Origin of the sequence: Rhodothalassium salexigens DSM 2132 (assembly GCF_004341375.1) — a bacterium.
Classification (GTDB): Bacteria; Pseudomonadota; Alphaproteobacteria; order Sphingomonadales; family Rhodothalassiaceae; genus Rhodothalassium; species Rhodothalassium salexigens.
The window spans coordinates 301294-324504 of record NZ_SLXO01000002.1 but is presented as its reverse complement, the minus strand read 5'-3'; the positions used below and the strand labels follow the sequence as shown (position 1 = coordinate 324504).

The window sequence follows — 23211 nt, the reverse complement described above, 5'->3', positions numbered from 1 at the left end:
CCGTCCGGAACAAAGGGGAAACGATGGCGCAGGCGGACGCCCAATGGCTCCAGGTGCGCGACGACGGCCTCTATGTGGCGCCGGCGGATCTGTGGATCGACCCGGCCCGGCCCAAGGCGCGCGCGGTGATCACCCACGGCCATGGCGACCACGCCCGGCCCGGCCATGGCGCGGTTCTGACGACGCCGGCGACCGCGGCGATCATGCGCGCGCGCTATGGCGCTCAGGCCGCCGGCCGGTTCGAGGACGCGGCCTATGGCGTTCCCCAGCGGCTGGGTGGGGTCGATCTGACCCTGCGCCCGGCGGGACATGTGCTCGGCTCGGCGCAGGTGGTGCTGGATTATGGCGGCCGGCGCGCGGTGGTCTCGGGCGACTATAAGCGCCGCGCCGACCCCACCTGCGCGGCGTTCGAGCCGGTCGCCTGCGACCTGTTCGTCACCGAGGCCACCTTCGCCCTGCCGGTGTTCCGCCACCCGCCGATCGGGCGCGAATTGGACAAGCTGTTCGCCTCCATGGCGCGCTTCCCCGAGCGCAGCCATCTGCTCGGCGTCTATGCGCTCGGCAAGGCGCAGCGCTTGATCGCCGAGCTGCGTGCGCGCGGCTATGACCGGGAGATCTTCCTGCACGGCGCGCTCAAGCCCTTGTGTCGGCTTTACGAGGACTGGGGCGTGGCCTTGGGCCCGCTCGCCGACGCCACGGCGGCCGCGAAGGCGCGCCTGCGCGGTCAATTGGTGCTCGCCCCGCCCGCAGCGACCCGCGACCGGTGGGCGCGCCGGCTCGACGATCCGGTGGTCGCTCACGCGTCGGGTTGGATGACCGTGCGCCAGCGCGCCAAGCAGCGCCTGGCCGAGCTGCCGCTGATCGTCTCCGACCATGCCGACTGGGACGAATTGACCGCCACGGTGGTGGAGACCGGCTGCGAGACGCTGTGGGTCACCCACGGCCGCGAGGACGCGCTGGTGCACTGGGCGCGCGGCCGGGGCATCGACGCCCGCGCCCTGTCGCTGGTCGGCCGCGAGGACGAAGACGAGGACGCGGCCTAAGACCGTTCCCAATCGGTGCTGCCGTCGGGCCGGTCGAGCAGGCGGACGCCTTGGCCGGCCAGTTCGTCGCGGATCTGGTCGGCGCGGGCGAAGTCGCGCGCCTTGCGCGCCGCGCGGCGCTCTTCGATCAGGGCGTCGATCCGGTCGGGGCTGGGGCCCTGAGCCTCGCCGCCCGCGCCGCCGCCGCCCTTGAACCAGGCGTCGGCGTCCTGGCCCAGCAGGCCCAGGAACTGCGCGCCGGCCTTGAGGTCGGCCGGGGCCAGGTCTTCAAGCGCCGAGATCGCCGCCGGCGTGTTGAGGTCGTCGTCGAGGGCGGCGATCACCGACGCCGGCACCGTATCGGCGGCGGCCACATCGGCGGTGGTCCGGTACCAGCGGTCGAGCCGGCGCTTTTGGTCGCGGATCAGATCGGGCGTGAAGTCGAGCGGCTGGCGATAGCGCGCCGACAGCAGCGCAAGCCGGATCGCCTCGCCCGGATGGTCGTCGAGCAGCGCGTGCACGGTGTGGAAATTGCCCAGCGACTTGGACATCTTCTCGCCGCCCGACAACAGATAGCCATTGTGCAGCCAATAGCGCGCCAGCGGCGCACCGCCGTGGCAGCAGGCGCTTTGCGCGATCTCGTTTTCGTGGTGGGGGAAGATCAGGTCCTGGCCGCCGGCGTGGATGTCGATGGTCTGGCCCAGATGCGCCTCGATCATCGCCGAACATTCCAGGTGCCAGCCGGGCCGGCCGCGGCCCCACGGGCTGTCCCAGCCGGGCTGGTCGGCGGCACTGGGCTTCCACAGCACGAAGTCGGCCGGGTCGCGTTTGAACGGCGCCACCTCGACCCGGGCGCCGGCGACCTGTTCGTCGCGGCTGCGGTGCGACAGCGCGCCATAGTCGGCCATGGACGGCACGTGGAACAGCACATGGCCCTCGGCCTCATAGGCGTGGCCGCCGTCGATCAGCCGGGTGATCATCGCAGCCATGGCGTCGAGATGGGCGGTGGCGCGCGGTTCGAGGCTCGGGCGCAGGGCGCCGAGGGCGTCCATGTCGCGGTGGTAAAGCTCGGTATAGCGCGCGGCGATGGTGTCGATGGGCACGCCCTCGGCGGCCGCGGCGTCGATGATCTTGTCGTCGATGTCGGTGATGTTGCGCGCATAGGTCACGTGCGCCGGGCCATAATGGTGGCGCAGCAGGCGGAACAACACATCGAACACCACCACCGGCCGGGCATTGCCCACATGGGCGGTGTTGTAGACCGTCGGCCCGCACACATAGAGCCGCACCCGGGCGGGGTCCAGGGGCTCGAACGGGCGCTTGGCGCGGCTCAGCGTATCGTAAAGGTGCAGGGCCATGGGCGTCGGGCTCTTCGGGGCGAACGAGGGGATCAGGCGGTCTCGCCGGCCAGGCGGGCCAGCGCCTTGTCGCGGCCTATCAGCGGCAGAAGCGCGCCCATGTCGGGGCCGTGGCCTTGGCCGGTGAGCGCCTTGCGCAGCGGCATGAACAACTGCTTGCCCTTGCGTCCGCTGGCGTCCTTGAGCGCTTTGGTCCAGGCGCCCCAGCTGTCGCCGTCAAGCGGCGCGGGCGGCAGCATGCCCGCCGCCTCGGCCAGATAGTCGGCGTCCTCGGGCGCGATCTCGGGCGTCACCGGGCCGTCGACGATGGCCCGCCACTCGGCCAGATCGGCCAGGGTGTCGAGATTGGGCTGGGCGGCGGCGAACAGCTCTGCGTCGACGCCGGCGAGTTCCGGGCGATGGCGGACCGCGGCGAAGGGCAGGCGGCGCACCACCTTGTGGTTCAGCGTGTCCAGTTCGTCCAGGTCGACCTTGGCCGGCGCCTTGCCGAAGCGCGCGAAGTCGAACGTGCGCGCCAGCTCGTCGGGGTCGATGAACGGCTCGATCGGGTCGGCCGAGCCGAGCCGGGCCAAGAAGCTCATCAGCGCCATGGGCTCGATGCCGGCGTCGCGCAGACCGGCGAGCGAGCCGGTGCCGCCGGCGCGCTTGGAGAACGCCTGGCCCTCCTTGGCGGTCAACAGCGAGAAGTGGGCGAACGCCGGGGCTTGGGCGCCGAGGGCTTCGAAGATCTGCACCTGGACGCCGGAATTGGTCACATGGTCTTCGCCGCGCATGATGTGGGTGATCGCGAACTCGATATCGTCGACCACGCTCGGCAGGGTGTAGAGATAGCTGCCGTCGGCGCGGATCAGGATCGGGTCGGAGACCGAATTGGGGTCGATCTCCTGGGGCCCGCGGATCAGGTCGTCGAAGCGCACCGGCTGGCTGCGGTCGAGCTTGAAGCGCCAGTGCGGCCGGCGCCCCTCGGCCTCCAGGCGGGCGATGTCGTCGGCCGACAAGGCCAGCGCGGCGCGGTCATAGACCGGCGGCTTGCCCTGGGCGCGTTGGATCTTGCGCTTGACCTCCAACTCCTCGCCGGTCTCGTAGCACGGGTAGAGCCGGCCGGCGGCCTTCAGCCGCTCGACCGCCTCGCCATAGCGGTCGAAGCGCTGGGACTGGTATTCCTGGCGCCCCCAGTCGATGCCGAGCCAGGTCAGGTCGCGCTCGATGGCGGCGGTGTATTCGGGCTTGGAGCGTTCCAGGTCGGTGTCGTCGATGCGCAGGATGAAGTCGCCGCCCGCCTGGCGGCAGAACAGCCAGTTCAGCACGGCGGCGCGGGCATTGCCCACATGCAGGTAACCGGTGGGCGACGGGGCGAAACGAGCACGAATGGAGGTCACGGGCGAGCGGTCCGAAAGCGGTTGACGAGGGGGTAGCGGCGGTCGCGGCCGAAGTTGCGGCGGGTGATCTTGACGCCGGGCGGGGCTTGGCGCCGCTTATACTCGGCGACATAGAGCAGATGCTCCACCTTGGCAACCGTGGCCCGGTCGAAGCCCTGGGCGATCAGGTCCTCGCCGCCGGCTTCCGTGTCGACCAGGCCGGTCAGGATCGCGTCCAGCACCTCATAGGGCGGCAGGCTGTCTTCGTCCTTCTGGTCGGCGCGCAACTCGGCCGAGGGCGGCTTGGTGATCACCCGCTCGGGCATCACCGGGCCTTGCGGGCCCTTGAGCCCCGGCACGCCTTGGGGATGGCCCTTGTTGCGGTGCCGGCACAGCGCAAACACCTGGGTCTTGTAGACGTCCTTGAGCACCGAATAGCCGCCGGCCATGTCGCCGTAGAGCGTGGCATAGCCGACCGCCAGTTCCGACTTGTTGCCGGTGGTCAGCAGCATTGAGCCCAGCTTGTTGGACAGCGCCATCAAGATCACGCCGCGAATGCGCGACTGGATGTTCTCTTCGGTGGTGTCGGCGGCCCGGCCCTCGAACAGCGGCGCCAGCATCTGCTCGAAGCCGTCCATGGCCGGGCCGATCGGGATCTCGTCGAGCCGGCAGCCGAGCAGGCGCGCGCACTCGGCCGCGTCCTCCAGGCTGGCCCGCGAGGTGAAGGGCGACGGCATCATGACGGTGTGCACCGCCTCAGGCCCCAGGGCGTCGACCGCCACGGCGGCCGACAGCGCGCTGTCGATGCCGCCCGACAGGCCGACCAGCACGCCGGGGAAGCCCACCTTGGTCACATAGTCGCGCAGGCCCGTGACCATGGCGGCGTAGATTTCGTCGAGCCCGCCGGGCAGTTGGGCCACATCGCCCGGCCGCGGCGTCCAGGCGCCGGCGGCGTCGCGGGCCAGCGGCACCGCCGCGTCGGCGCTGTCCCAGGCGGGCAGGCGGCCGACCAGCCGGCCGGTGGCGTCGAGGGCGAAACTGGCGCCGTCGAAGGCCAGTTCGTCCTGGCCGCCCACCTGGTTGCAGAACACCAGCGGCAAGCCGGTTTCGGCCACCCGGGCGCGGGCCTGGGTCAGGCGCTGGTCGATCTTGGCGATCTCGTAGGGCGAGCAGGTGGGCACGGCGAGCATCTCGGCGCCTTGGGCGGCCAGGTGGGCGGCCACCGGCTCGATCCACATGTCCTCGCAGATCATCAGCCCCAGGCGCAGCCCGCGAACCGTCACCGGCTCGGGCAGCGGGCCGGGCACGAACACGCGCTTTTCGTCGAAGACGCCATAATTGGGCAGTGCCACCTTGTCGCGCACCGCCTGGATGCCGCCGGCGTCGAGCACGAAGACGCTGTTGCGCACCCGGTGGTCGGCGGCGCCGGCGACCTGACGGCAACCGCCGACGATCAACGCAGGCCCGCCGTCGGCGGTGTCCCGGGCCAGGTCGGCGACGGCGGCTTCGACCGCCGCGACGAACGCGGGTTTGAGCACCAGATCCTCGGGCGGGTAGCCAAGGATCGACATTTCCGGCGTCAACACGATGTCGGCGCCGGCATTGGCGGCCCGGGCCCGGGCGTCGCGGATCGCCGCCACATTGGCGTCGAGCGCGCCGAGCGTCGGGTTGAGCTGGGCCAGCCACAGCGAAAGCGTATCGGTCATGGGCGCTGTTCTACTCGCCCGGGCGGGCCAAGACCAGAGGGCATGGCCCGCGGTCATGGCCCGCCCGGGTGGGTGGTTCGGTCAGCCGGCGTTCTTGGCGCGCTCGATGGCGTCGAGGATGCGCTCGGGCCCGCCGGCACCCTGGACCACCTGGCCGTTGATCAGGAAGGTCGGGGTGGCGCGGATACCCATCAGCCGGGCCTCTTCCATCACCCCGTCCACATAGGCCGCCAATTCGGCGTCCTGGCGCGCGGCGGCCAGGGTTTCGGGTGCCAGGCCGGCGGCCTGGGCCAGGTCGTCCAGGCGTTCGGGCGTCAGCCGGCCGCTGCGGGTCATCATCGCGTCGTGATAGGCGGCGAAGCGGCCGGTTTCCTCGGCCGCCATGGCGTAGATCGCCGCCCGGCGCGACAGGGCCGGGTCGTCGTCTTCGCGGTCGAGCACCGGGAACAGCTTGAAGATATAGCGCACATCATCGCGGCTCGCCATGATTTCGCTGGTGTACTTATAAGCAACACGGCAATACTGGCAGCGATAATCGAAATATTCGACGATGGTTACCGGCGCGTTTTCGGGGCCGGCGCTGGGGGCACGCGGGTCGCTGGCCAGTTGATCGAAGACCTGGTCGGCCTTTTGCGCCAGGTCGTCCTGTTCGCGTTGCTGTTGCTGATACTGCCAGCGTTGCAAGGCGCGCGGAATGATGTCGGGATTGTCGAGGATATAGGCTTCGACCACTTGTTCCATGGCCGCGCGCTCGGCGGTGCTGACGGCCGCGTCGTCGCTGCCGCCGCGCGGCAGGATCAGGGCCGTCAGGGCGGTGGCCAGGGCGATCACGGCCAAGCCGAGGCTGAGAAATCGGGTCGTCATCGGGGGCGTACTCCGTTATCGCCGACCGCGCCGCGGGGCGCGCAGGGCTCGGGCCGGTCGGGCTGGGGGACAGGTGAGGGTCGCGCCGGCGTGCGGCGCGGATATGGCAGGATCTGAGCGGCGAGGGTCGGTGCGGCCCTCGCGCCAGTGGCCCGCCGATCCTAGCGTCGCGGGCCCTGGCCGTCGACGCGGCGCAGCTTGTCCGGGTCGATCTGGCCGATCGAGGCCGAGACGATGTCTTGGGCGCGCACCCAGTTGGGGGTGCCTTCTTCCAACTGGCGCATGGCGATCTGGCCCTGGCGCAGCGCGGCGGCGTAGTTGCGGGTGATGAACGCGCGCTCGGCGCCGACCAGATTGGCCAGGCCGGGCTGGTCGCGCCGGGTGTAGATGATCGCCAGATTGTAGCGCGACAGGGTGTCGTTCTGATCCATGGCGGCGGCGCGGCGCAGATAGGTGACCGCTTCGGTGTCGGCCTCGGGCGTGTCCTTGACCACCAGGGCGCGGCCGAGCAGGGTCTGCAACAGCGGCTCGTGGGGGCGCAGATTGGCGGCCCGGCGCAGCGACGGCAGGGCGTCGTCGATGCGGCCGTTTTCGTACAGCATCTGCCCCTTCATTTCGTGGAAATAGGGGTCGTCGGGGGCTTCGGCGATCAGGCTGTCGATCTCGGCCAGCGCCTTGTCCCAGTCGAGCGCCTTGTCATAGGCATAGACGCGGGCATAGCGCGCCGCCACGCTGGTGTCGCTGGGGGGGTATTTGGCCAGCGTCGCCTGCGGGCGATAGGTGAAGCCGTAGATCTTCGCCTGGACGCGCCGGAACAGCCGCTGGTCTTCCTCCGGGGCCGGGGTGTCCCAATGCTCCGACGCCTTGAGCAACGGGGTGATCCGGTCTAGCCGCCGCTCCGACAGCGGGTGGGTGATCACATATTGAAAGTTCTCCGCGCCAAGCGCCTTGTCGCGTTGCTCGAAGCGCTCGAACACGCTGACCAGGCCCCGGCCCGAGATGCCGGCTTGGTTGAGGAACCGCACGGCGGCCTGGTCGGCGGCGGATTCCTGGACCCGGCGATAGCTCAGGAAGCTGCGCTGGGCCATCGACTGGCCGCCCATGATCAGCCCGGCGCCGGCGGCGCCGCCGCCGGCCGCAATGGCCGCCGCGCCCAGTAGCACGCCCAGCAATTGCAGGCCCATCGACTGGCTGAAGCCTTCGCCCATGCGCGGGATGTGGCTGCCGGTGATGTGGCCGGTTTCGTGGGCCATGATGCCCTGCACCTCGCCCACCGTGTCCAGGTTGAGCAGCAGGCCGGCGTGGACGACGATGTTCTGGCCGCCGGGCACGAAGGCGTTCACCGAGGTGTCGTCCAGCAGATAGATGTTGACCGCCTGCGGGCTGAGCCCGGCGGCCTCGAAGATCGGGTCCGAGATATGGTGCAGGAACGCTTCGGTTTCGGCGTCGCGCAACAGCCGCTGGGCAAGGGCCGCGCGCCCGACCGGCTGGATCACCAGCGCGAGCGCGGCCACGGCGAGCAGGCACAGGCGTCGGATCATCGTAAGCGTCTCCCTGGCGACGGTGTTGCGCCGCCCCCGGCCGCGATGCCCCGGTGCGGCGCTGGGGGGACCGGACCGGGCAGGGCGTGCGGTCGCGGGCGGTTGGTCGGGTCGGGGCCGAGAGCCGGGGCAGGGCGGGGGTGCCGCCGCTGCCCCGGATATCCACGATCAGTTGCCGAAGGCGCGCTGCCACCAGCCCTTGCGCTTGGGCCGGTCGGCGTCCGATGCGGCGGACTCTTCGGCCGTCGCGTCGTCGCCGGTCGCCTGACCGAGCCGCTGGCGTTCGACGCCGCCGGTATCTTCGGCCATCACCGGGGCGTCGGGCCTGGGGGCGGCGGCGACCGGGTCGGATTTCGGCTTGGCCGGGGTGTCGGCCGGGGTGTCGGGGGACGCCGCGCCGGCGCCGGTCTCGGGCTGAGCGGTTTTCGGCTTGGCGGCCTGCGGGTCGGCCGGTTTGCGGGCGTCGGCGGTCGGTGCCGGCTCGGCGGTTGGCGCGAGCGGGGCGGCCGGTGCCGGCTCGGTGCCTTCGTTGGCGGCGCTTTCCCCTGCCGGAGTGTCCGCTTCGGCCGGCTTGCGACGCACCCGACGCTTGGGCCGCGCCGGCGGCGTGGCGTCGAGCGCCGGGGCATCGCCGTCACCTGCGGGCGGCGCCGTCGCGTCGCCGTCGCTTTGCGCGGCGGGCGCGTCGTCGCCCCCGCTCGGCTTGCGCCGGCGGGAGCGCCGGCTGCGGCTCGACTTGGCCGGCTTCTGGGCGTCGTCCGCCGCCGCCTGGTCGCTGCCCGGGGCGGCATCGGTCTGCGTCTCTCGGCCACCGTCGGCAGCCTCGTCGGCGGTTGCTGCGGTCGCGTCGGCGGGGCTTTCCGCGGCCGGCGTTGCACCGTCGTCGGCTGTTTGGCCGTCTTCGGCGCGCGTCTCCGCCGATGCCTTGGGCTTGCGCCGGCGGGAGCGTCGGCTGCGGCTCGGCTTGTCGCCGGATGCCCCGGTCTTGGCGGTGTCGTCGCCGTCGGCGCCGTCAGCCGTGGCGGGAACCGGGGCGGCTGCGGTCTCAGCGGTCTCGGCCACGGTCTCTGCGGTCTCGGTGCCGGCCTGTGCCTCGATCGTCTCGCTTTCGGTCTTTTTCTTGCGGCGCGGCCGGCGGCGGCGCTTTTTCTTGGACCCGCCATCATTGCCGCCCGCCGCCTCGGCCTGCGGCGTCGGCGTTTCGCGCGGCTTGTCGCGCTCGCGGCTGGTCTCGGCGTCGCGCTCGCGGGACTTGGCGCGCGCGGGCGCTTCGGGCGGCGGCGCGGCGCGTTCGCCGGCACCGGTTTCCTGGCGCACCACGATGGGGTCGGCACCCGGCTCGGCGTCCTTGGGCAGACGTTCCATCAGGAAGGCTTCGCCGTCGTCGCCGGCCTGGGGATAGACGCTGACCGAAAGGCCATAGCGCGCTTCCAGATCGGCGAGCGCGGTACGCTTGCGGTTGAACAGATAGGTCACCACCTCGGCGGGCGCGTGGATGATCACCTCGCCCGAGCGGTCGCGGATGCCTTCTTCTTCGAGCCGGCGCAGGATGCGCAGCGACTGGCTTTCAACCGACCGGGTGGTGCCGGTGCCCTTACACGCCGCGCAGGTCACCGTGCTCGCCTCGATCAGATTGGGGCGCAGGCGCTGGCGCGACATCTCCAGCAGGCCGAAGGGCGAGATGCGGCCCACCTGGACGCGCGCCCGGTCGGTCTTGAGCGCATCCTTGAGCCGCTTTTCGACCGCGCGATTGTTGCCGCGCTCGTCCATGTCGATGAAGTCGATGACCACCAGCCCGGCCATGTCGCGCAGGCGCAACTGGCGCGCCACCTCGTCGGCGGCTTCGAGGTTGGTCTTGAGCGCCGTCTCCTCGATATTATGCTCCTTGGTGGAGCGGCCCGAGTTGACGTCGATGGACACCAGCGCTTCGGTCGGGTTGATGACGATATAGCCGCCCGAGCGCAGTTCCACCTCGGGGTTGTACATGCTCTCCAACTGCTGTTCGACCTGATAGCGGTGGAACAGCGGGATATTGTCTTTGTAGTGCTTCACCTTGCGCGCATGGCTGGGCATCAGCATGCGCATGAAGTCCTTGGCGGTGCGGTAGCCGGTCTCGCCCTCCACCAGCACCTCGTCGATATCGCGGGTGTAAAGGTCGCGGATCGAGCGCTTGATCAGATTGGCCTCTTCATAGACCAGGCACGGCGCCACCGACTTGAGCGTCAGGGTGCGGATCTCGTCCCACAGGCGGATCAGATAGTCGAAATCGCGCTTGATCTCGGCCTTGGTGCGCGACAGCCCGGCGGTGCGGATGATGCAGCCCATGCCCTCGGGCACCGCCAGCGCCTCCATCACCGACTTCAGCCGCTTGCGGTCGCCGGCATTGGCGATCTTGCGCGAAATACCGCCGCCGGTGGTCGAATTGGGCATCAACACGCAATAGCGCCCGGCCAGCGACAGATAGGTGGTCAGGGCGGCGCCCTTGCTGCCGCGCTCTTCCTTGACCACCTGAATGAGCAGGATTTGCCGGCGCTTGATCACCTCTTGGATCTTGTAGCGCTTCTTGTGCGCCGACGCGGTCGGGCGCGGCGGGTCTTCGGCGTCGTCGCCGAGGGTCTCGACCTCGCCGTCGCCATTGCCGTCGGGCTCGCGCGCGGCATCGGCCGCCGCGGCGTCCTGTTCCTCGCGCAGCAGCGCTTCGCGGTCGGCGACCGGGATTTGATAATAGTCGGGGTGGATTTCGCTAAACGCCAGGAAGCCCTGACGATTGCCGCCATATTCGACGAACGCCGCCTGCAGCGAGGGTTCGACCCGGGTTACCTTGGCGAGATAGATATTCCCTTTGAGTTGTCGCTTGGTGCTGGATTCGTAATCGAATTCTTCAATCCGGTTGCCTTTGATCACGGTGACGCGCGTTTCTTCTTCGTGACGCGCATCGATCAACATTCGGGTCGACATAGGCTAAGTCTCCGCACCGGAGCCCGCGCCGTCGTCCAGGACGGGAACCTGGGGGCGCTTGGGTCCGGGTGTCTGGTTCGGGGAAATCGGGGGCCTTGGGGCAGCACGAGAACGCCGGCAACGCGCGGACGGCGCGGTTGGCGGCGATGGGGCCCGTATTCAGGGCTGTGGCTGACCTCATAAGGCGTACTTTCTCAACGCTCGGCGCCGTGCGGGGGCGGCTTGTCGGCGGTAGGGCTCGGCCCGGAACGGCGTTTCAACCGCCGACCCGGCGGCATTGGGCGCTTCTGTCAAGCGCCGGGCCATGGGCTGGGCTCGTTTTACCATCCGCCGGGCGCGAACCAGGCTCGGTCCCCGTACGGCAACGTATTGCCTCTCAAATCTAGACACTGAACCCACCGGGCGCAATCCTTCTTGTTGCGAACATGCCACGGCCAAACGATTGTGGGCTGACCCGGAGCGGTCGGGCGGAGTGACCGGATTGTCGTGCCGCCGCTCGATCTCTCCGGTCGCCGCCCCGCTACGGCCCCAGTACCGATTTGGCACGGTTCTGCCAGTGCTTGAGCCCTGTCGGGGCAGTGCCCGTGTGACACCTGCGCGGCGATGACGGCTTGACAGGCTGGTCTGGTGCGTCTTGTTGTGATTGGATCGCAAAGTGTATCGCTGAGCGTCAGGCCGGACCGGCTCAGCCGCGCTTTGCCGGTTCCGCCCGCGACTTGAAAGGCCCGATGAGAGAAATGCGTACTGCCGTGGCTCTGGCGTCTCTTCGCATGTGCCGAGCGTTGCGGGCAATGATGGTGCCGGCGTTGATGCTGGCCACCTTCGCCGTGGCGCTGTTTGGCGCGGCTGGCCCCGCCTTGGGCGCCGAGCCGCGGGTGGTGGGGCTGCGCGTCGGCGAGAATGGCGACCGCACGCGCTTCGTGATCGACCTGGACCGCAAACTCGACGCCGAGGTGTTCACCCTGGCCGATCCCTACCGGCTGGTGGTCAATCTGCCCGAAGTGACCTTCGACATCACCGGCCCCGGTCAGGCGGATGGGCGCGGGCTGATCCGCGAATATCGCTACGGCCTGTTCAAGCCCGGCACATCGCGGGTGGTGCTCGACCTGGCCGGGCCGGCGACGCTCGACAAGTTTTTCACCCTGTCGCCGTCGGGGCGCTATGGCTATCGGCTGGTGTTCGACCTGACCGAAACCAGCCGCCAGGCGTTTATCGACCATGTGGCCGAACGCCGCGCCCAGAACGGCGCCGGACCGCGCCGCGATCCGGTGCAGGTGCCGGCGATGGGCGCCGATGACGGTGGCAAGCCGGTGGTGGTGATCGACCCCGGCCATGGCGGCACCGATCCTGGCACAATCGGCGTGCTCGGCCGGCCGGAAAAGACCGTGGTGTTGGGCATCGCCAAGACCATTCGCGATCGGCTGGAGAAGAGCGGCCGCTATGAGGTCCACCTGACCCGCGACCGCGATATCTTCCATTCGCTGCGCAACCGTATCCGCATCGCCCACGAACACCAGGCCGACCTGTTTATCTCGGTGCATGCCGACGCCCTCGACAACCGCAATGTGCGCGGCGCCACCGTCTATACCCTGTCCGAGACCGCGTCCGACCGCGAGGCCGCGGCCCTGGCGCGCAAGGAGAACAAGGCCGACCTGATCGGCGGCATCGACCTCAACACCGAAGCACCCGAGGTGGCGCCGATCCTCATCGACCTGGCGCAGCGCCGGTCCATGAACCAGTCGGCGCGGTTGGCCAGCTTTCTGGTCGGCGAGTTGAAACAGCGCCATGTGGTGCGCACCAACACCCACCGCTTCGCCGGCTTCGTGGTGCTCAAATCGCCCGAGGTGCCGTCGATCCTGCTGGAGACGGGCTATCTGTCCAACCCGCGCGACGCCCGGTTGCTCGAATCCCGCAACGGTCGCGCCCGGGTGGCCGAGGCGGTGGCCCGGGCGGTCGACAGCTATTTCGATACCGCCAATGCCACGGACTTCTAGAGATTTGGCCACTGTCTGTTAACGTGGTGGCGCGACACAGGGAACTCGACGCGGGCCTGCGGCTGCTACCGGGGCTTCCGTCACCGCCATGGCCGCTGACACATTTTCTCCTTATGTTAGCGGCAGAAACAAGGCCGTAAGACGGTCGCGGGGGATAGGGGCGCGACGGTGCCCGCCCCGGTCGGCCGAAACCGGCGGGTCAGCCGATGAGTGGAGGCGGAAAGCGTGGGTCGAGCCATAGCGAAATGGGTACGGCGGCTGCTGGTCGTGGGCATCGTTCTCGGCGTCCTGGGCGCCCTGTCGGGCGCGGGCGTGGTGTTGTGGGCGTTCCTGACCTTCGGTCCCGGCTTGCCCGACCATACCGAACTGGCGCAGTACGAGCCGCCGATCATCACCCGCATCCATGCGGGCGACGGCTCGCTGTTGACCGAATATGCCCGCGAACGGCGCATCTTCGTGCCGGTCGACCAGATCCCGCGCAAGGTCAAGCGCGCCTTCATGGCCGCCGAGGACAAGAATTTCTACGGCCACTTCGGCATCGACCCCATGAGCATCGCGCGCGCCATGGTGCGCAACATCCAGAATCTGGGACAGCGGTTCCACGGCGCTTCGACCATCACCCAGCAGGTGGCGCGTAACTTCCTGCTGACCAACGACTATTCCTATGAGCGCAAGATCAAGGAAGCGATCCTCGCGCTGCGCATCGAAAAGGCGTTCTCCAAGGACCGCATCCTCGAACTCTATCTCAACGAGATTTATCTGGGCAGCCGGTCCTATGGCGTCGGCGCGGCGGCGCTGACCTATTTCGACAAGGCGCTCGAAGACCTGACCGTGGCCGAGGCGGCCTATCTGGCGGCGCTCCCCAAGGGGCCGGCCAATTACCATCCGATCCACGACCATGACGCGGCGGTCGGCCGGCGCAACTGGGTGCTCGCCCAGATGCGCAAGAACGGCTATATCGACGACGACACCTGGGCTGCCGCCGTGGCCGAGCCTTTGGTGCCCGATTTCGAGGAAGAGGAGCGGGTGTTCCGCGCCGACTATTTCGAGGAATCGGTGCGCCGGCGGATCGCCGAGCGTTATGGCAGCGATGCGCTCTACGAGGGCGGGCTGTCGGTGCGCACGACGCTTGAACCCCGGCTCCAGGCGATCGCCGAGCGGGCGTTGCGCGACGGGCTGGTGGCCTATGACCGGCGCCACGGCTGGCGCGGGCCGATCACCCGCATCCGGCTCGGGCGCGACTGGGCCGAGCGGCTGGACGCCGCCGCCGGGCCGCTGGCCATGCCCGGCTGGCGGTCCGCGCTGGTCATGGAATTGCGCGACGACGGCGCGGTGGTGGGCTTTGCCGACGGCAGCTTCGGCTGGGTGCCGTTCGAGACCATGGGCTGGGCGCGCAAGTGGCTGCCCGACCAACGCTTCGGCTATCCCCCTGAGGACGTGTCCGAGGTCCTGGCCGCCGGCGACGTGGTGCCGGTGGAAGCGCTCGACGACCGCGCCGGCGAACCGATCGACGATTTCTTCGACGAGGCGGGCGCGGCGCTTGGCGACACGCCGGTCTATGGCCTGCGCCAGATCCCTGACATCCAGGGCGCGATCGTCGCCCTCGACCCGCACACCGGCCGGGTGTTGGCGCTGGTCGGCGGCTTTAGCTATCAGCGCAGCCAATACAATCGCGCCATCCAGGCCGACCGCCAGCCGGGCTCGGCGTTCAAGCCGTTCGTCTACGCCGCCGCCTTGGAAGAGGGCTTCACGCCATCGTCGCTGATCCGCGACGCGCCGTTCGTCAAGGATCAGGGGCCGGGGCAGGGCAAGTGGAAGCCGCGCAACTATTCGCGTAAATTCTTCGGGCCGACGACGCTGCGCCGGGGCCTGGAAAAGTCGCGCAACCTGATGACCGTGCGCCTGGCCGACCATATCGGCATGGACAAGGTGATCGACCTGGCGGCGCGCTTCGGCCTGTCGTCGGACATGCAGCCGACGCTGTCGTTCGCGCTCGGCGCCGGCGAGGTCAAGTTGATCGACCTGACCGCCGCCTATGGGGTGTTCGTCAATGGCGGGCGCAAGATCGCTCCGGTGCTGGTGGACCGCATTCAGGATCGCTACGGCCGCACCGTCTACAAGACCGACAGCCGCGCCTGCCCCGATTGCGACCAGGACCAGTGGACCGGCCAGGCGCCGCCGGTGCTGCCCGACGACCGGGCGGAAATCCTCGACCCGCGCCATGCCTATCAGATGGTGTCCATGCTCAAGGGCGTGGTCGACCGCGGCTCGGGGCGGCGTATCCGCTCGCTCGGCTTTCCGCTGGCCGGCAAGACCGGCACCAGCAACGAGGCGGTCGACACCTGGTTCGTGGGCTTCGCGCCCGACCTGGCGGTCGGCGTGTTCGTCGGCTTCGACCGGCCGCGCACGCTCGGCCCCGGCGAGCAGGGCGCGACCGCCGCGGCGCCGATCTTCAAGCAGTTCATGGCCGAGGCGCTGGGCGATCAGCCGGCGATCCCGTTCCGCCGCCCGCCGGGCATCGTGCTGGTGCAGGTGGACGCCGAGACCGGCCTGCCGGCGCCCGGCCAGACCCGCGGCACGATCATGGAGGCGTTCATCCCCGGCACCGAGCCCCAGCCCGGCGACCGGGGCGTTCTTGACGGCTCGGGCGAGCTCGTGCGAAGCGACATCGGCGAGGGCACCGACGGCATCTATTAGCGCCGAACGCCGCCCTCGTCCTTGAGTGACATTGACGGAAGGAGAGCCCCCCATGCGGGCCGACGCAGAACATTTGGTCAGCAAAATCAAGCGGTCCCTGGGACTGCTGAGGAGGTATCTTTGACTGGGATCGGGCCCTTGAACGTCTCGAAGAGCTGAACGCGCTCGTCGAAGACCCCGATCTTTGGAACGATCCCCAACGCGCTCAGTCGGTGATGAAGGAGCGTCAGCGCCTCGACGCGTCGGTGTCGGCGTGCCGTGCGCTCGAAGACGAGTTGTCCGATACCGTCGAACTGATCGAACTGGGCGAAGCCGACGGCGACGACAGCCTGGTGGAAGAGGGCTTGGCGACGCTTGAAGCGTTGGCTGCCCGGGCCGGTGAGGCCGAGGTCAACAGCCTGCTGTCGGGCGAGGCCGATGGCAACGACACCTATCTGGAAATCCACGCCGGCGCCGGCGGTACCGAAAGCCAGGACTGGGCGCAGATGCTGTTGCGCATGTACCAGCGTTGGGCCGAGGCACGCGGCTACAGCGCCGAGTTGATCCAGTTCAGCGCCGGCGAAGAGGCAGGGCTGAAGTCGGCGACCCTGCTGGTCAAGGGCGAGAATGCCTATGGCTGGCTGAAGACCGAAAGCGGCGTGCACCGGTTGGTGCGCATTTCGCCCTACGATTCGGCGGCGCGCCGGCATACCAGCTTCGCCTCGGTCTGGGTCTATCCGGTGATCGACGACACCATCGAGGTGGAGGTCGAGGACAAGGATCTTCGCATCGACACCTATCGCTCGTCGGGCGCCGGCGGTCAGCACGTCAACACCACAGACTCGGCGGTGCGCATCACCCATGAGCCCACCGGCATCGTGGTCCAGTGCCAGAACGAGCGGTCGCAGCACAAGAATCGCGCGGCGGCGATGAAGATGCTGCGCGCCCGGCTCTATGAGCGCGAGTTGAAGCTGCGCGAGGAGGCCGCCCAGGCCACCGAGGCGCAGAAGAGCGACATCGGCTGGGGCCACCAGATCCGCTCCTACGTCCTGCAACCCTATCAGATGGTCAAGGACCTGCGCACCGGCGTGGAAAGTGGCCAGCCGCAGAAGGTGCTCGACGGCGACATCGGGGCGTTCCTGTCGGCGGCGCTTGCCGCGCGGGTCGCCGGCGAAGGCGGTGCCGACGAAGACGCCATGGACGCCGCGTCCTGATCCGCGCCAGGTGGCGATTATGACCCCCGCTGGCCGCCCGGTCGGCGGGGGTTTTTTGTGCCGCCCCCCGGTCGGCGACGCATCCGCCGCGGCGGCGCGCCCTGGGGCGGCGGTCAGCGCCGGCCGGCGAGCGCGGCGAGCGTCGCCTCGCCGGGGCAGGGCGAGGGCAGGGAGAAGAAGTTGCCGCGCACCTTGAGCGCGCGCTTGAGCAATTCGTGATAGAGCGGCTTGGGCACCTCCTGGGCGCCGAAGCGGGCCAGGTGGCCGGTGATGAACTGGCAGTCGAGTAATTGATAGCCGCCCGCCTTGAGCCGACCGACCAGGTGGGCCAGCGCCACCTTGGAGGCGTCGGTGACCCGGTGGAACATGCTCTCGCCGAAGAAGGCGCCCGCCAGGTCGACGCCGTAAAGCCCGCCGGCGAGCGTGTCGCCGTGCCAGCATTCCACCGAATGGGCGGCGCCGAGCCGGTGCAATTCGGTATAGATCCGTTCGATCGGATCGTTGATCCAGGTGTTTTCGCGGCCCGGGCGGGATTCCGCACAGCCCTCGATCACCGCCTCGAAGGCGGTGTTGACGGTCACCCGGAAGCTATTCTGCCGGATCGTCTTTTTGAGCGAGCGTGGCAGGTGAAAGCGCTCGAGCGGGAGAATGCCGCGGGTTTCGGGATCGACCCAGAACAGATCCGGGCTGTTGCGGTCGTCCGCCATGGGGAACAGACCGCACGCATAGGCCCGTAGGATCAGGTCTGGCGTGATGTCGCTCATCGCTTTCGGCTCACCGCCGGCTGTCTCCTGGCCGATTCCCGAGCCCCGTCTCCCCGGCCCCAGGTTTTCCGGCCCCCGTCTCCCCGGACCCAGGTTTTCCGGACCCGGTTATCCCGGGCCCGGTCCCAGGCCCAAGCCAGGCCGGCTGTTTTCCGGTCGGTCAGGACCGCCCGGCGCCGGCCCCAGAGCGGGCGCAAGGCGCGCTGCGGACCAGCCCCAAGGCGCGCTCCGATGAGGCCGGGGCCGTGCGGTCGCGGTGCCACCTCAGTTCTGGCGCTCCAGATAATTCTGCAGCCAGTGTATCGTATATTTCCCGGCGCGGAAATCCGCGTCCTGGCACAGGTCAATGTGCAACGGTTTCGTGGTCTTGATGCCGTCGATGACCATCTCTTCCAGGGCGCGACGCAGCCGGCTGAGGCATTCGTCGCGGGTCTGGCCGCGGACGATCAGCTTGGCGATCAGGCTGTCATAATAGGGCGGGATCCGATAGCCGGCGAACAGCGCGCTGTCCATGCGCACGTCGAGCCCGCCGGGCGGATGGTATTCGGTTACCAGCCCCGGCGACGGCGCGAAGGTCACCGGGTCCTCGGCATTGATCCGGCACTCGATGGCATGGCCGCGGAACACGATATCGTCCTGGGTGAACGACAGCGGCAGGCCGGCGGCGACGCGGATCTGTTCGCGTACCAGGTCGATGTCGGTGATCATCTCGGTCACCGGATGTTCCACCTGAAGCCGGGTGTTCATCTCGATGAAGAAGAACTCGCCGTCCTCGTACAAGAACTCGATGGTGCCGGCACCTTCATAGCCGAACTTACGCATGGCCGCGGCGACCCGCTCGCCCATTTCGGCGCGCTGTTCGGGCGTGATCACCGGCGACGGCGCCTCTTCGAGCACCTTTTGGTGGCGGCGTTGCAGCGAACAGTCGCGCTCGCCCAGGTGCACCACATTGCCGTGCCGGTCGCCGAGGATCTGGAATTCGATATGGCGCGGGCGCTCCAGATAGCGTTCCAGATAGACCGCGTCGTCGCCGAACGCCGCCTTGGCTTCGGTCTTGCAGGCGGCGACCGCGCGGTCCAGGTCTTCGGCCGCGTGCACCACCTTCATGCCGCGCCCGCCGCCGCCGGCCGCGGCCTTGACGATCAGCGGGAAGCCCACTTCCTTGGCGACGCGGCGCACGGTCTCGGGGTCCGAGACGCCGCCCGGCGAGCCCGGCACCACCGGGATGCCCAGCGACTTGGCGGTTTCCTTGGCCTCGATCTTGTCGCCCATGCGCCGGATCTGGTCGGGCTGCGGGCCGATGAAGGTCAGGCCGTGGTCGCGCACGATCTCGGCGAAGCGGGCGTTCTCGCTCAGGAAGCCGTAGCCCGGGTGGATCGCGTCGGCGCCGGTCACTTCGGCGGCGGCGATGATGTTGGGGATGTTGAGATAGCTGTCGGCCGAGGCGTTCGGGCCGATGCAGAGCGATTCGTCGGCCAGGCGCACATGCATGGCGCCGGCGTCGGCGGTCGAGTGCACGGCGACCGTGGCGATGCCCATCTCGTGGCAGGCGCGGTGGATGCGAACAGCGATCTCGCCGCGATTGGCTATCAGGACCTTTTTGAACATCGGCCTACTCAAGGATCACCAGAACTTCGCCGAACTCCACCGGCTGGGCGTTTTCGAACAGGATCTGGGCGACGCGGCCGTCCTTGGGCGCCTTGATTTCGTTCATCACCTTCATCGCCTCGACGATCAGTAGCGGGTCGCCGGCCGACACCTGGTCGCCGACGCGGATGAACGGCGACGAGCCGGGGTCGGGCGAGGCATAGGCGGTGCCGACCATGGGCGCGGTCACCGCACCGGGATGGTCGGCCAGATTGACCGGCGCCGGTGCCGGGGCCTCGGCGGCGGCGGGCTGGGCCGCCGCGGCGGGGGCCGGCGCGGCGGCCACGGCCGGTGCCGGGGCGGGCACGCTCACCTGCGCGTGAACGGTGCGGCTGACGCGGATCCGGATGTCCGCGCCCTCCACTTCGATCTCGGACAGATCGGACTGGGTCAACATGTCCGCCAGGTCCCGAATAAAGCCTTTGGTTTCGTCCAGTTTCGTCATCATCCGTCCGACGGGTTGGGGTGGGAGGGGCTGCGCGGCGATGGGGCACCGGCCGGCGGCGCGCCAGCGGTCGCCTGCAAACGCTCGACGAGCGCGGTCAGGGCCAACTCGTAGCCGAGCGGGCCGAAACCGGCGATGGTGCCGATCGTGCAAGGGGCGATCATGGACCGGTGGCGGAACGGCTCCCGCGCGTGAATGTTGCTCAGATGCACCTCGATGGCCGGCAGGTCAACCGCCGCCAGGGCGTCGCGCAGCGCCACCGAGGTATGGGTATAGGCCGCCGCGTTGAGCACCAGGCCCGCGGCCCGGCGGCCGGCTTCGTGGATCCAATCCACCAGCACCCCTTCGTGATTGCTCTGTCGGCACTCGACCGTCATGCCCAGACGCTCGGCGCAGGCATGGCAGCGCGCGTCGAGGGCGGCCAGATCGTCATGACCGTAGACCGACGGCTCGCGGGTGCCCAGAAGGTTCAAATTTGGACCATTGAGCACGAAAAAGCGCGGCGATGTGGCGGTTGGCTGAGGGGGCGACATGAGCAATGCCCGGGGTGAGCCGGTTAATGGGCAGGTTGCCCGCACCCCTACACCCAAGGTCGGGGCGTGGCAAGGCCGCACCGCCTTGCGCCGCACCGATCGGGGGCATAAATCTGCCCCATGGTCTCCGACGTCGCCGGGACCGGGTGCCGCGCTTTGGCCGGGCGCCGGGCCGGCCCGCCGCCGCTTATATGGGATGTTCGTATGATTTCTGTGACAGTGAATGGGGAACCGCGCCGCTTCGAGGCGCCGATGACCGTCGACCGGCTGCTCGACACCTTGGGGCTCGACCCGGCCAAGGTGGCGTTCGAGCGCAACCGCGAGATCGTCCCCAAATCGGCCTATGGCGACACCCTGGTGGGCGAGGGCGACCAGGTCGAGGTGGTCCACTTCATCGGCGGCGGTGAGGGCCATGCCGGGGCCGCGCCCGAGGACGACGGGTTCACCGTCGCCGGCCGGCGCTTCACGTCGCGGCTGATCGTCGGCACCGGCAAGTATGCGAGCTTCGAACAGACCCGCGACGCCATCGCCGCCTCGGGCGCCGAAATCGTCACCGTGGCGGTGCGCCGGGTCAATATCTCCGACCCCGACCAGCCCATGCTGATGGACTATGTGGACCCCAAGGCGGTGACCTATCTGCCCAACACCGCCGGTTGCTTCACCGCCGACGACGCGCTGCGCACGCTGCGCCTGGCGCGCGAGGCCGGCGGGTGGGATCTGGTCAAGCTTGAAGTGCTGGGCGACAAGAAGACCCTCTATCCGGACATGCGCGAGACCCTGAAGGCGGCGCGCACGCTGCTCGACGAGGGCTTTCAGGTGATGGTCTACACCAGCGACGACCCGATCCTGTGCAAGGAACTCGAAGACATGGGCTGTGCGGCGATCATGCCCCTGGGCGCGCCGATCGGCTCGGGGCTCGGCCTGCAGAACAAGGTCAATATTCGCCTGATCGTCGAACAGTCGCGGGTGCCGGTGTTGGTCGACGCCGGCGTCGGCACCGCGTCGGACGCGGCCGTGGCGATGGAACTGGGTTGCGACGGCGTGTTGATGAACACCGCCATCGCCGAGGCGCGCGACCCGGTGCGCATGGCCCGGGCCATGAAACTGGCGGTCGAGGCCGGCCGCGACGCCTATCTGGCCGGGCGCATGAAGACCAAGCGCTACGCCGACCCCAGTTCGCCGCTTGGCGGCTTGATCTGAGGCGCGGCCCGGCGCGTCGCCCGGGTGCGGCGCGCCGCGGTTGCGCGCTCGCGCACCGGCGCTCACAAGGTCGAGCGGTCCAGCCCTTGGTGTTGCTGGATGAGGTGATGCAGGGTGGTCAACAGGTCTCGGCCGGCGTCGCGCATCGCCACCTGGTCGGTCGAGTCCTTGATGCCCTGGATATCGAAGCGCATTGCCTCTTCGATGCCGGCGAAGGCCATCGACCAGTCGGAAAAGCCCCGCTCGTCGATTTGGTCGAAATAAAGAACAGTTATTTCTTTGTGTCGGCTGTCCATTTGGATCGTTTCGAACAATTCCTCCAGGTTGTCGGTTTCCCCCTCAAGGACCTGGCAAAAGTAACCGCCTGAATATAAAAGCGCGCCCGTAACGCCGATCGTTGCATTATTGCTCTGAGCAGTGCGCAGAATAGACGTCACATTGTCCTTAACCTGGTTCGGGGGGGCGGTCAGGTTGCTTTTGCTGATATAGGCAATCTGGCTCAACCAGGTCATTCCGACACCTCACACCGGGAAAAGTTGGTGAGGTAGTCGTCCAGCTCTGATTCGGGCAGCGGCCGGGCGAAGTGATAGCCTTGAAACAGGGTCGCGCCGAACGACGAGACCACGTCGACCTGGTCTTGGGTCTCGGTTCCCTCGACGATCGGCACCAGCGACAGAACCTGGCCCAGGGCGATGACCGCTTGGGTCAATTCGCGCGCCTTGCGCCGGGCTTCGGGGCAGGGCGCGCACAGATCGTTGACGAACGACCGGTCGATCTTGACATAATCGAGCGGCATCGCCTGCAGCTTGGTGATCGACGAATAGCCGGTGCCGAAATCGTCGAGGGAAACCGCGCAGCCCAAATCCTGGATCGATTGCAGCGGCTGGCGCAGGTCGTCGCTCGCCAGGGCGTTTTCGGTCAGTTCGACCTCCAAGCGTTCGGGCTCAAGCCCGGTTTCCGCCAGACTAGACTGGATCATCGCCATGATCAGGCGCGGCTCGGCGAATTGCGTCGGCGAGACATTGATGCTGACCGCCGGCTTGTCGCCGGTCGGGTCGGCCGGCCAGCGCGCGGCGGCTTGGCAAGCCATGCGAAACACCCACGCCCCGAGCACATCCATAAGCCCGATCTGTTCGGCAACCGGGACGAAGGTCGCCGGGGGGATCAGGCCACGCCGGGGGTGGCGCCAGCGGATCAGCGCCTCAAAGGCATGGACGCGGCGACGCGCGATGTCGACGATGGGCTGGAAACACAGAAAGAATTCCTCGTTGTGCAGGGCCCGGTGCAGTTCGTTCTTGTTTTTGACCAACGCGACCCGCAGGTCGTTTTCCAGGCGAAAGATATCGGTTGCTTCCCGGACCATCGAGGCGTCGAAATGGACCACCTTGGCCGCCGTGGCTTTGGCGCGATGCAGCGCAACCTCGGCCGAATGGAGCAGGGTCTGTGCGCTGTCGGCTCGGGCTTCCCGGTCGGCGACGCCGATGCGGATGCTCAAGACGATGACCTCGTGTTCGAGGGCGATGGGCCGCTGGGAAAAGTCCAACAGCCGTTCCACCACCTCGTCCCTGTCGATGTCCGGTCCGAACAACAAGGCGAAGTGGTCGCCATGCAGGCGTCCCAGACTCAGGGCGCCGGGAAAGGTCTTTTGCAGGCGCCGGGCGACCCGATGCAGGACCTTGTCACCCAGCGATACGCCGAGGCCGTTGTTCAGCCAGCCGAAGCGGCTGACCTGCAGGTTCACCAGCAACAGGGTGTCGAGACCGTAGATTTCGGCCGCACTGTCCAGTTGTGAAACGAAGCCCATCCTGGTGAGCGTGCCGGTCAATCGATCCATCAAGCTGCTTTCAGGACAGAGCGTGAGGCCGGAACCCGGTGTCCGGGCGGTGACAGATATGATGGTAGTTGGGCAGTCCTAACCAATCGCAAACGTC

The 23211-nt window shown here is 68.5% G+C and carries 16 protein-coding genes and 1 pseudogene; 5 read left to right on the top strand and 12 right to left on the bottom strand.

Going from position 1 to position 23211, the window contains the following annotated elements:
- The first annotated feature begins 23 nt into the window (after positions 1 to 23).
- On the top strand, positions 24 to 1043 hold the full coding sequence (locus tag EV659_RS03865) for a ligase-associated DNA damage response exonuclease (protein ID WP_132707533.1): 1020 nt from the start codon (positions 24 to 26) through the stop codon (positions 1041 to 1043).
- On the opposite strand, the gene cysS is transcribed toward EV659_RS03865, so the two are convergent.
- The 6 genes from cysS to EV659_RS03835 all read right to left on the bottom strand — a co-directional run bounded on the left by cysS (position 1040) and on the right by EV659_RS03835 (position 10807).
- Positions 1040 to 2380, bottom strand: a complete 1341-nt coding sequence (cysS, locus tag EV659_RS03860; protein WP_132707532.1) for a cysteine--tRNA ligase — start codon at positions 2378 to 2380, stop codon at positions 1040 to 1042. The genes EV659_RS03865 and cysS overlap by 4 nt on opposite strands.
- Before the next feature lie 32 nt (positions 2381 to 2412).
- Positions 2413 to 3759, bottom strand: a complete 1347-nt coding sequence (gene gltX, locus EV659_RS03855) for a glutamate--tRNA ligase (RefSeq protein ID WP_132707531.1) — start codon at positions 3757 to 3759, stop codon at positions 2413 to 2415.
- The gene (locus EV659_RS03850; RefSeq protein ID WP_132707530.1) at positions 3756 to 5444 is read right to left on the bottom strand and encodes an NAD+ synthase; all 1689 of its coding nucleotides are present in this window, start codon (positions 5442 to 5444) and stop codon (positions 3756 to 3758) included. Before EV659_RS03850 ends, gltX begins: the two co-directional genes overlap by 4 nt.
- 81 nt (positions 5445 to 5525) lie before the next feature.
- On the bottom strand, positions 5526 to 6308 hold the full coding sequence (locus EV659_RS03845; RefSeq protein WP_132707529.1) for a DsbA family protein: 783 nt from the start codon (positions 6306 to 6308) through the stop codon (positions 5526 to 5528).
- Between the two features lie 161 nt (positions 6309 to 6469).
- Complete coding sequence (locus tag EV659_RS03840; protein ID WP_132707528.1) at positions 6470 to 7849, bottom strand: M48 family metalloprotease; 1380 nt, start codon at positions 7847 to 7849, stop codon at positions 6470 to 6472.
- 168 nt (positions 7850 to 8017) lie between these two features.
- Positions 8018 to 10807 carry a ribonuclease E/G gene (locus EV659_RS03835; protein WP_132707527.1) on the bottom strand — a complete coding sequence of 930 codons (2790 nt, stop codon included), beginning with the start codon at positions 10805 to 10807 and terminating at the stop codon, positions 8018 to 8020.
- A 770-nt stretch (positions 10808 to 11577) separates the two neighbouring features.
- On the opposite strand from EV659_RS03835, the gene EV659_RS03830 reads away from it, so the two are divergent.
- The 3 genes from EV659_RS03830 (at position 11578) to prfB (ending at position 16691) form a co-directional block, all read left to right on the top strand.
- Entirely contained in the window at positions 11578 to 12801 is a 1224-nt protein-coding gene (locus EV659_RS03830) for an N-acetylmuramoyl-L-alanine amidase (protein WP_200288084.1), read from the top strand.
- Positions 12802 to 13068: 267 nt separating this feature from the next.
- Positions 13069 to 15498, top strand: a complete 2430-nt coding sequence (locus tag EV659_RS03825) for a penicillin-binding protein 1A (protein WP_165878705.1) — start codon at positions 13069 to 13071, stop codon at positions 15496 to 15498.
- Positions 15499 to 15550: 52 nt separating this feature from the next.
- A protein-coding gene (prfB, locus tag EV659_RS03820; RefSeq protein ID WP_132707525.1) for a peptide chain release factor 2 occupies positions 15551 to 16691 on the top strand; the annotation gives its coding sequence in 2 pieces (ribosomal slippage) (positions 15551 to 15619 and positions 15621 to 16691; 1140 coding nt in all).
- Between the two features lie 113 nt (positions 16692 to 16804).
- Here the strand turns inward: prfB and aat are convergent.
- From aat to aroQ, 4 genes and pseudogenes are all read right to left on the bottom strand, one after another.
- Positions 16805 to 17455, bottom strand: a complete 651-nt coding sequence (aat, locus tag EV659_RS03815) for a leucyl/phenylalanyl-tRNA--protein transferase (protein WP_132707524.1) — start codon at positions 17453 to 17455, stop codon at positions 16805 to 16807.
- 264 nt (positions 17456 to 17719) lie between these two features.
- Complete coding sequence (gene accC / locus EV659_RS03805; protein WP_132707522.1) at positions 17720 to 19063, bottom strand: acetyl-CoA carboxylase biotin carboxylase subunit; 1344 nt, start codon at positions 19061 to 19063, stop codon at positions 17720 to 17722.
- A gap of 4 nt (positions 19064 to 19067) precedes the next feature.
- The gene (gene accB, locus EV659_RS03800) at positions 19068 to 19550 is read right to left on the bottom strand and encodes an acetyl-CoA carboxylase biotin carboxyl carrier protein (protein ID WP_342355433.1); all 483 of its coding nucleotides are present in this window, start codon (positions 19548 to 19550) and stop codon (positions 19068 to 19070) included.
- Positions 19551 to 19621: 71 nt separating this feature from the next.
- Positions 19622 to 20080 (bottom strand): annotated as a pseudogene (aroQ, locus tag EV659_RS03795) (type II 3-dehydroquinate dehydratase); the annotation flags it as partial.
- A 204-nt stretch (positions 20081 to 20284) separates the two neighbouring features.
- Here aroQ and thiS point away from each other — a divergent pair.
- The gene (gene thiS, locus EV659_RS03790) at positions 20285 to 21280 is read left to right on the top strand and encodes a sulfur carrier protein ThiS (RefSeq protein ID WP_132707519.1); all 996 of its coding nucleotides are present in this window, start codon (positions 20285 to 20287) and stop codon (positions 21278 to 21280) included.
- A gap of 62 nt (positions 21281 to 21342) precedes the next feature.
- On the opposite strand, the gene EV659_RS03785 is transcribed toward thiS, so the two are convergent.
- Positions 21343 to 21792: a BLUF domain-containing protein gene (locus tag EV659_RS03785; RefSeq protein WP_132707518.1), complete on the bottom strand. Its 450-nt coding sequence runs from the start codon at positions 21790 to 21792 to the stop codon at positions 21343 to 21345.
- Positions 21789 to 23114 carry a putative bifunctional diguanylate cyclase/phosphodiesterase gene (locus EV659_RS03780; protein ID WP_132707517.1) on the bottom strand — a complete coding sequence of 442 codons (1326 nt, stop codon included), beginning with the start codon at positions 23112 to 23114 and terminating at the stop codon, positions 21789 to 21791. Before EV659_RS03780 ends, EV659_RS03785 begins: the two co-directional genes overlap by 4 nt.
- Positions 23115 to 23211: the final 97 nt, after the last annotated feature.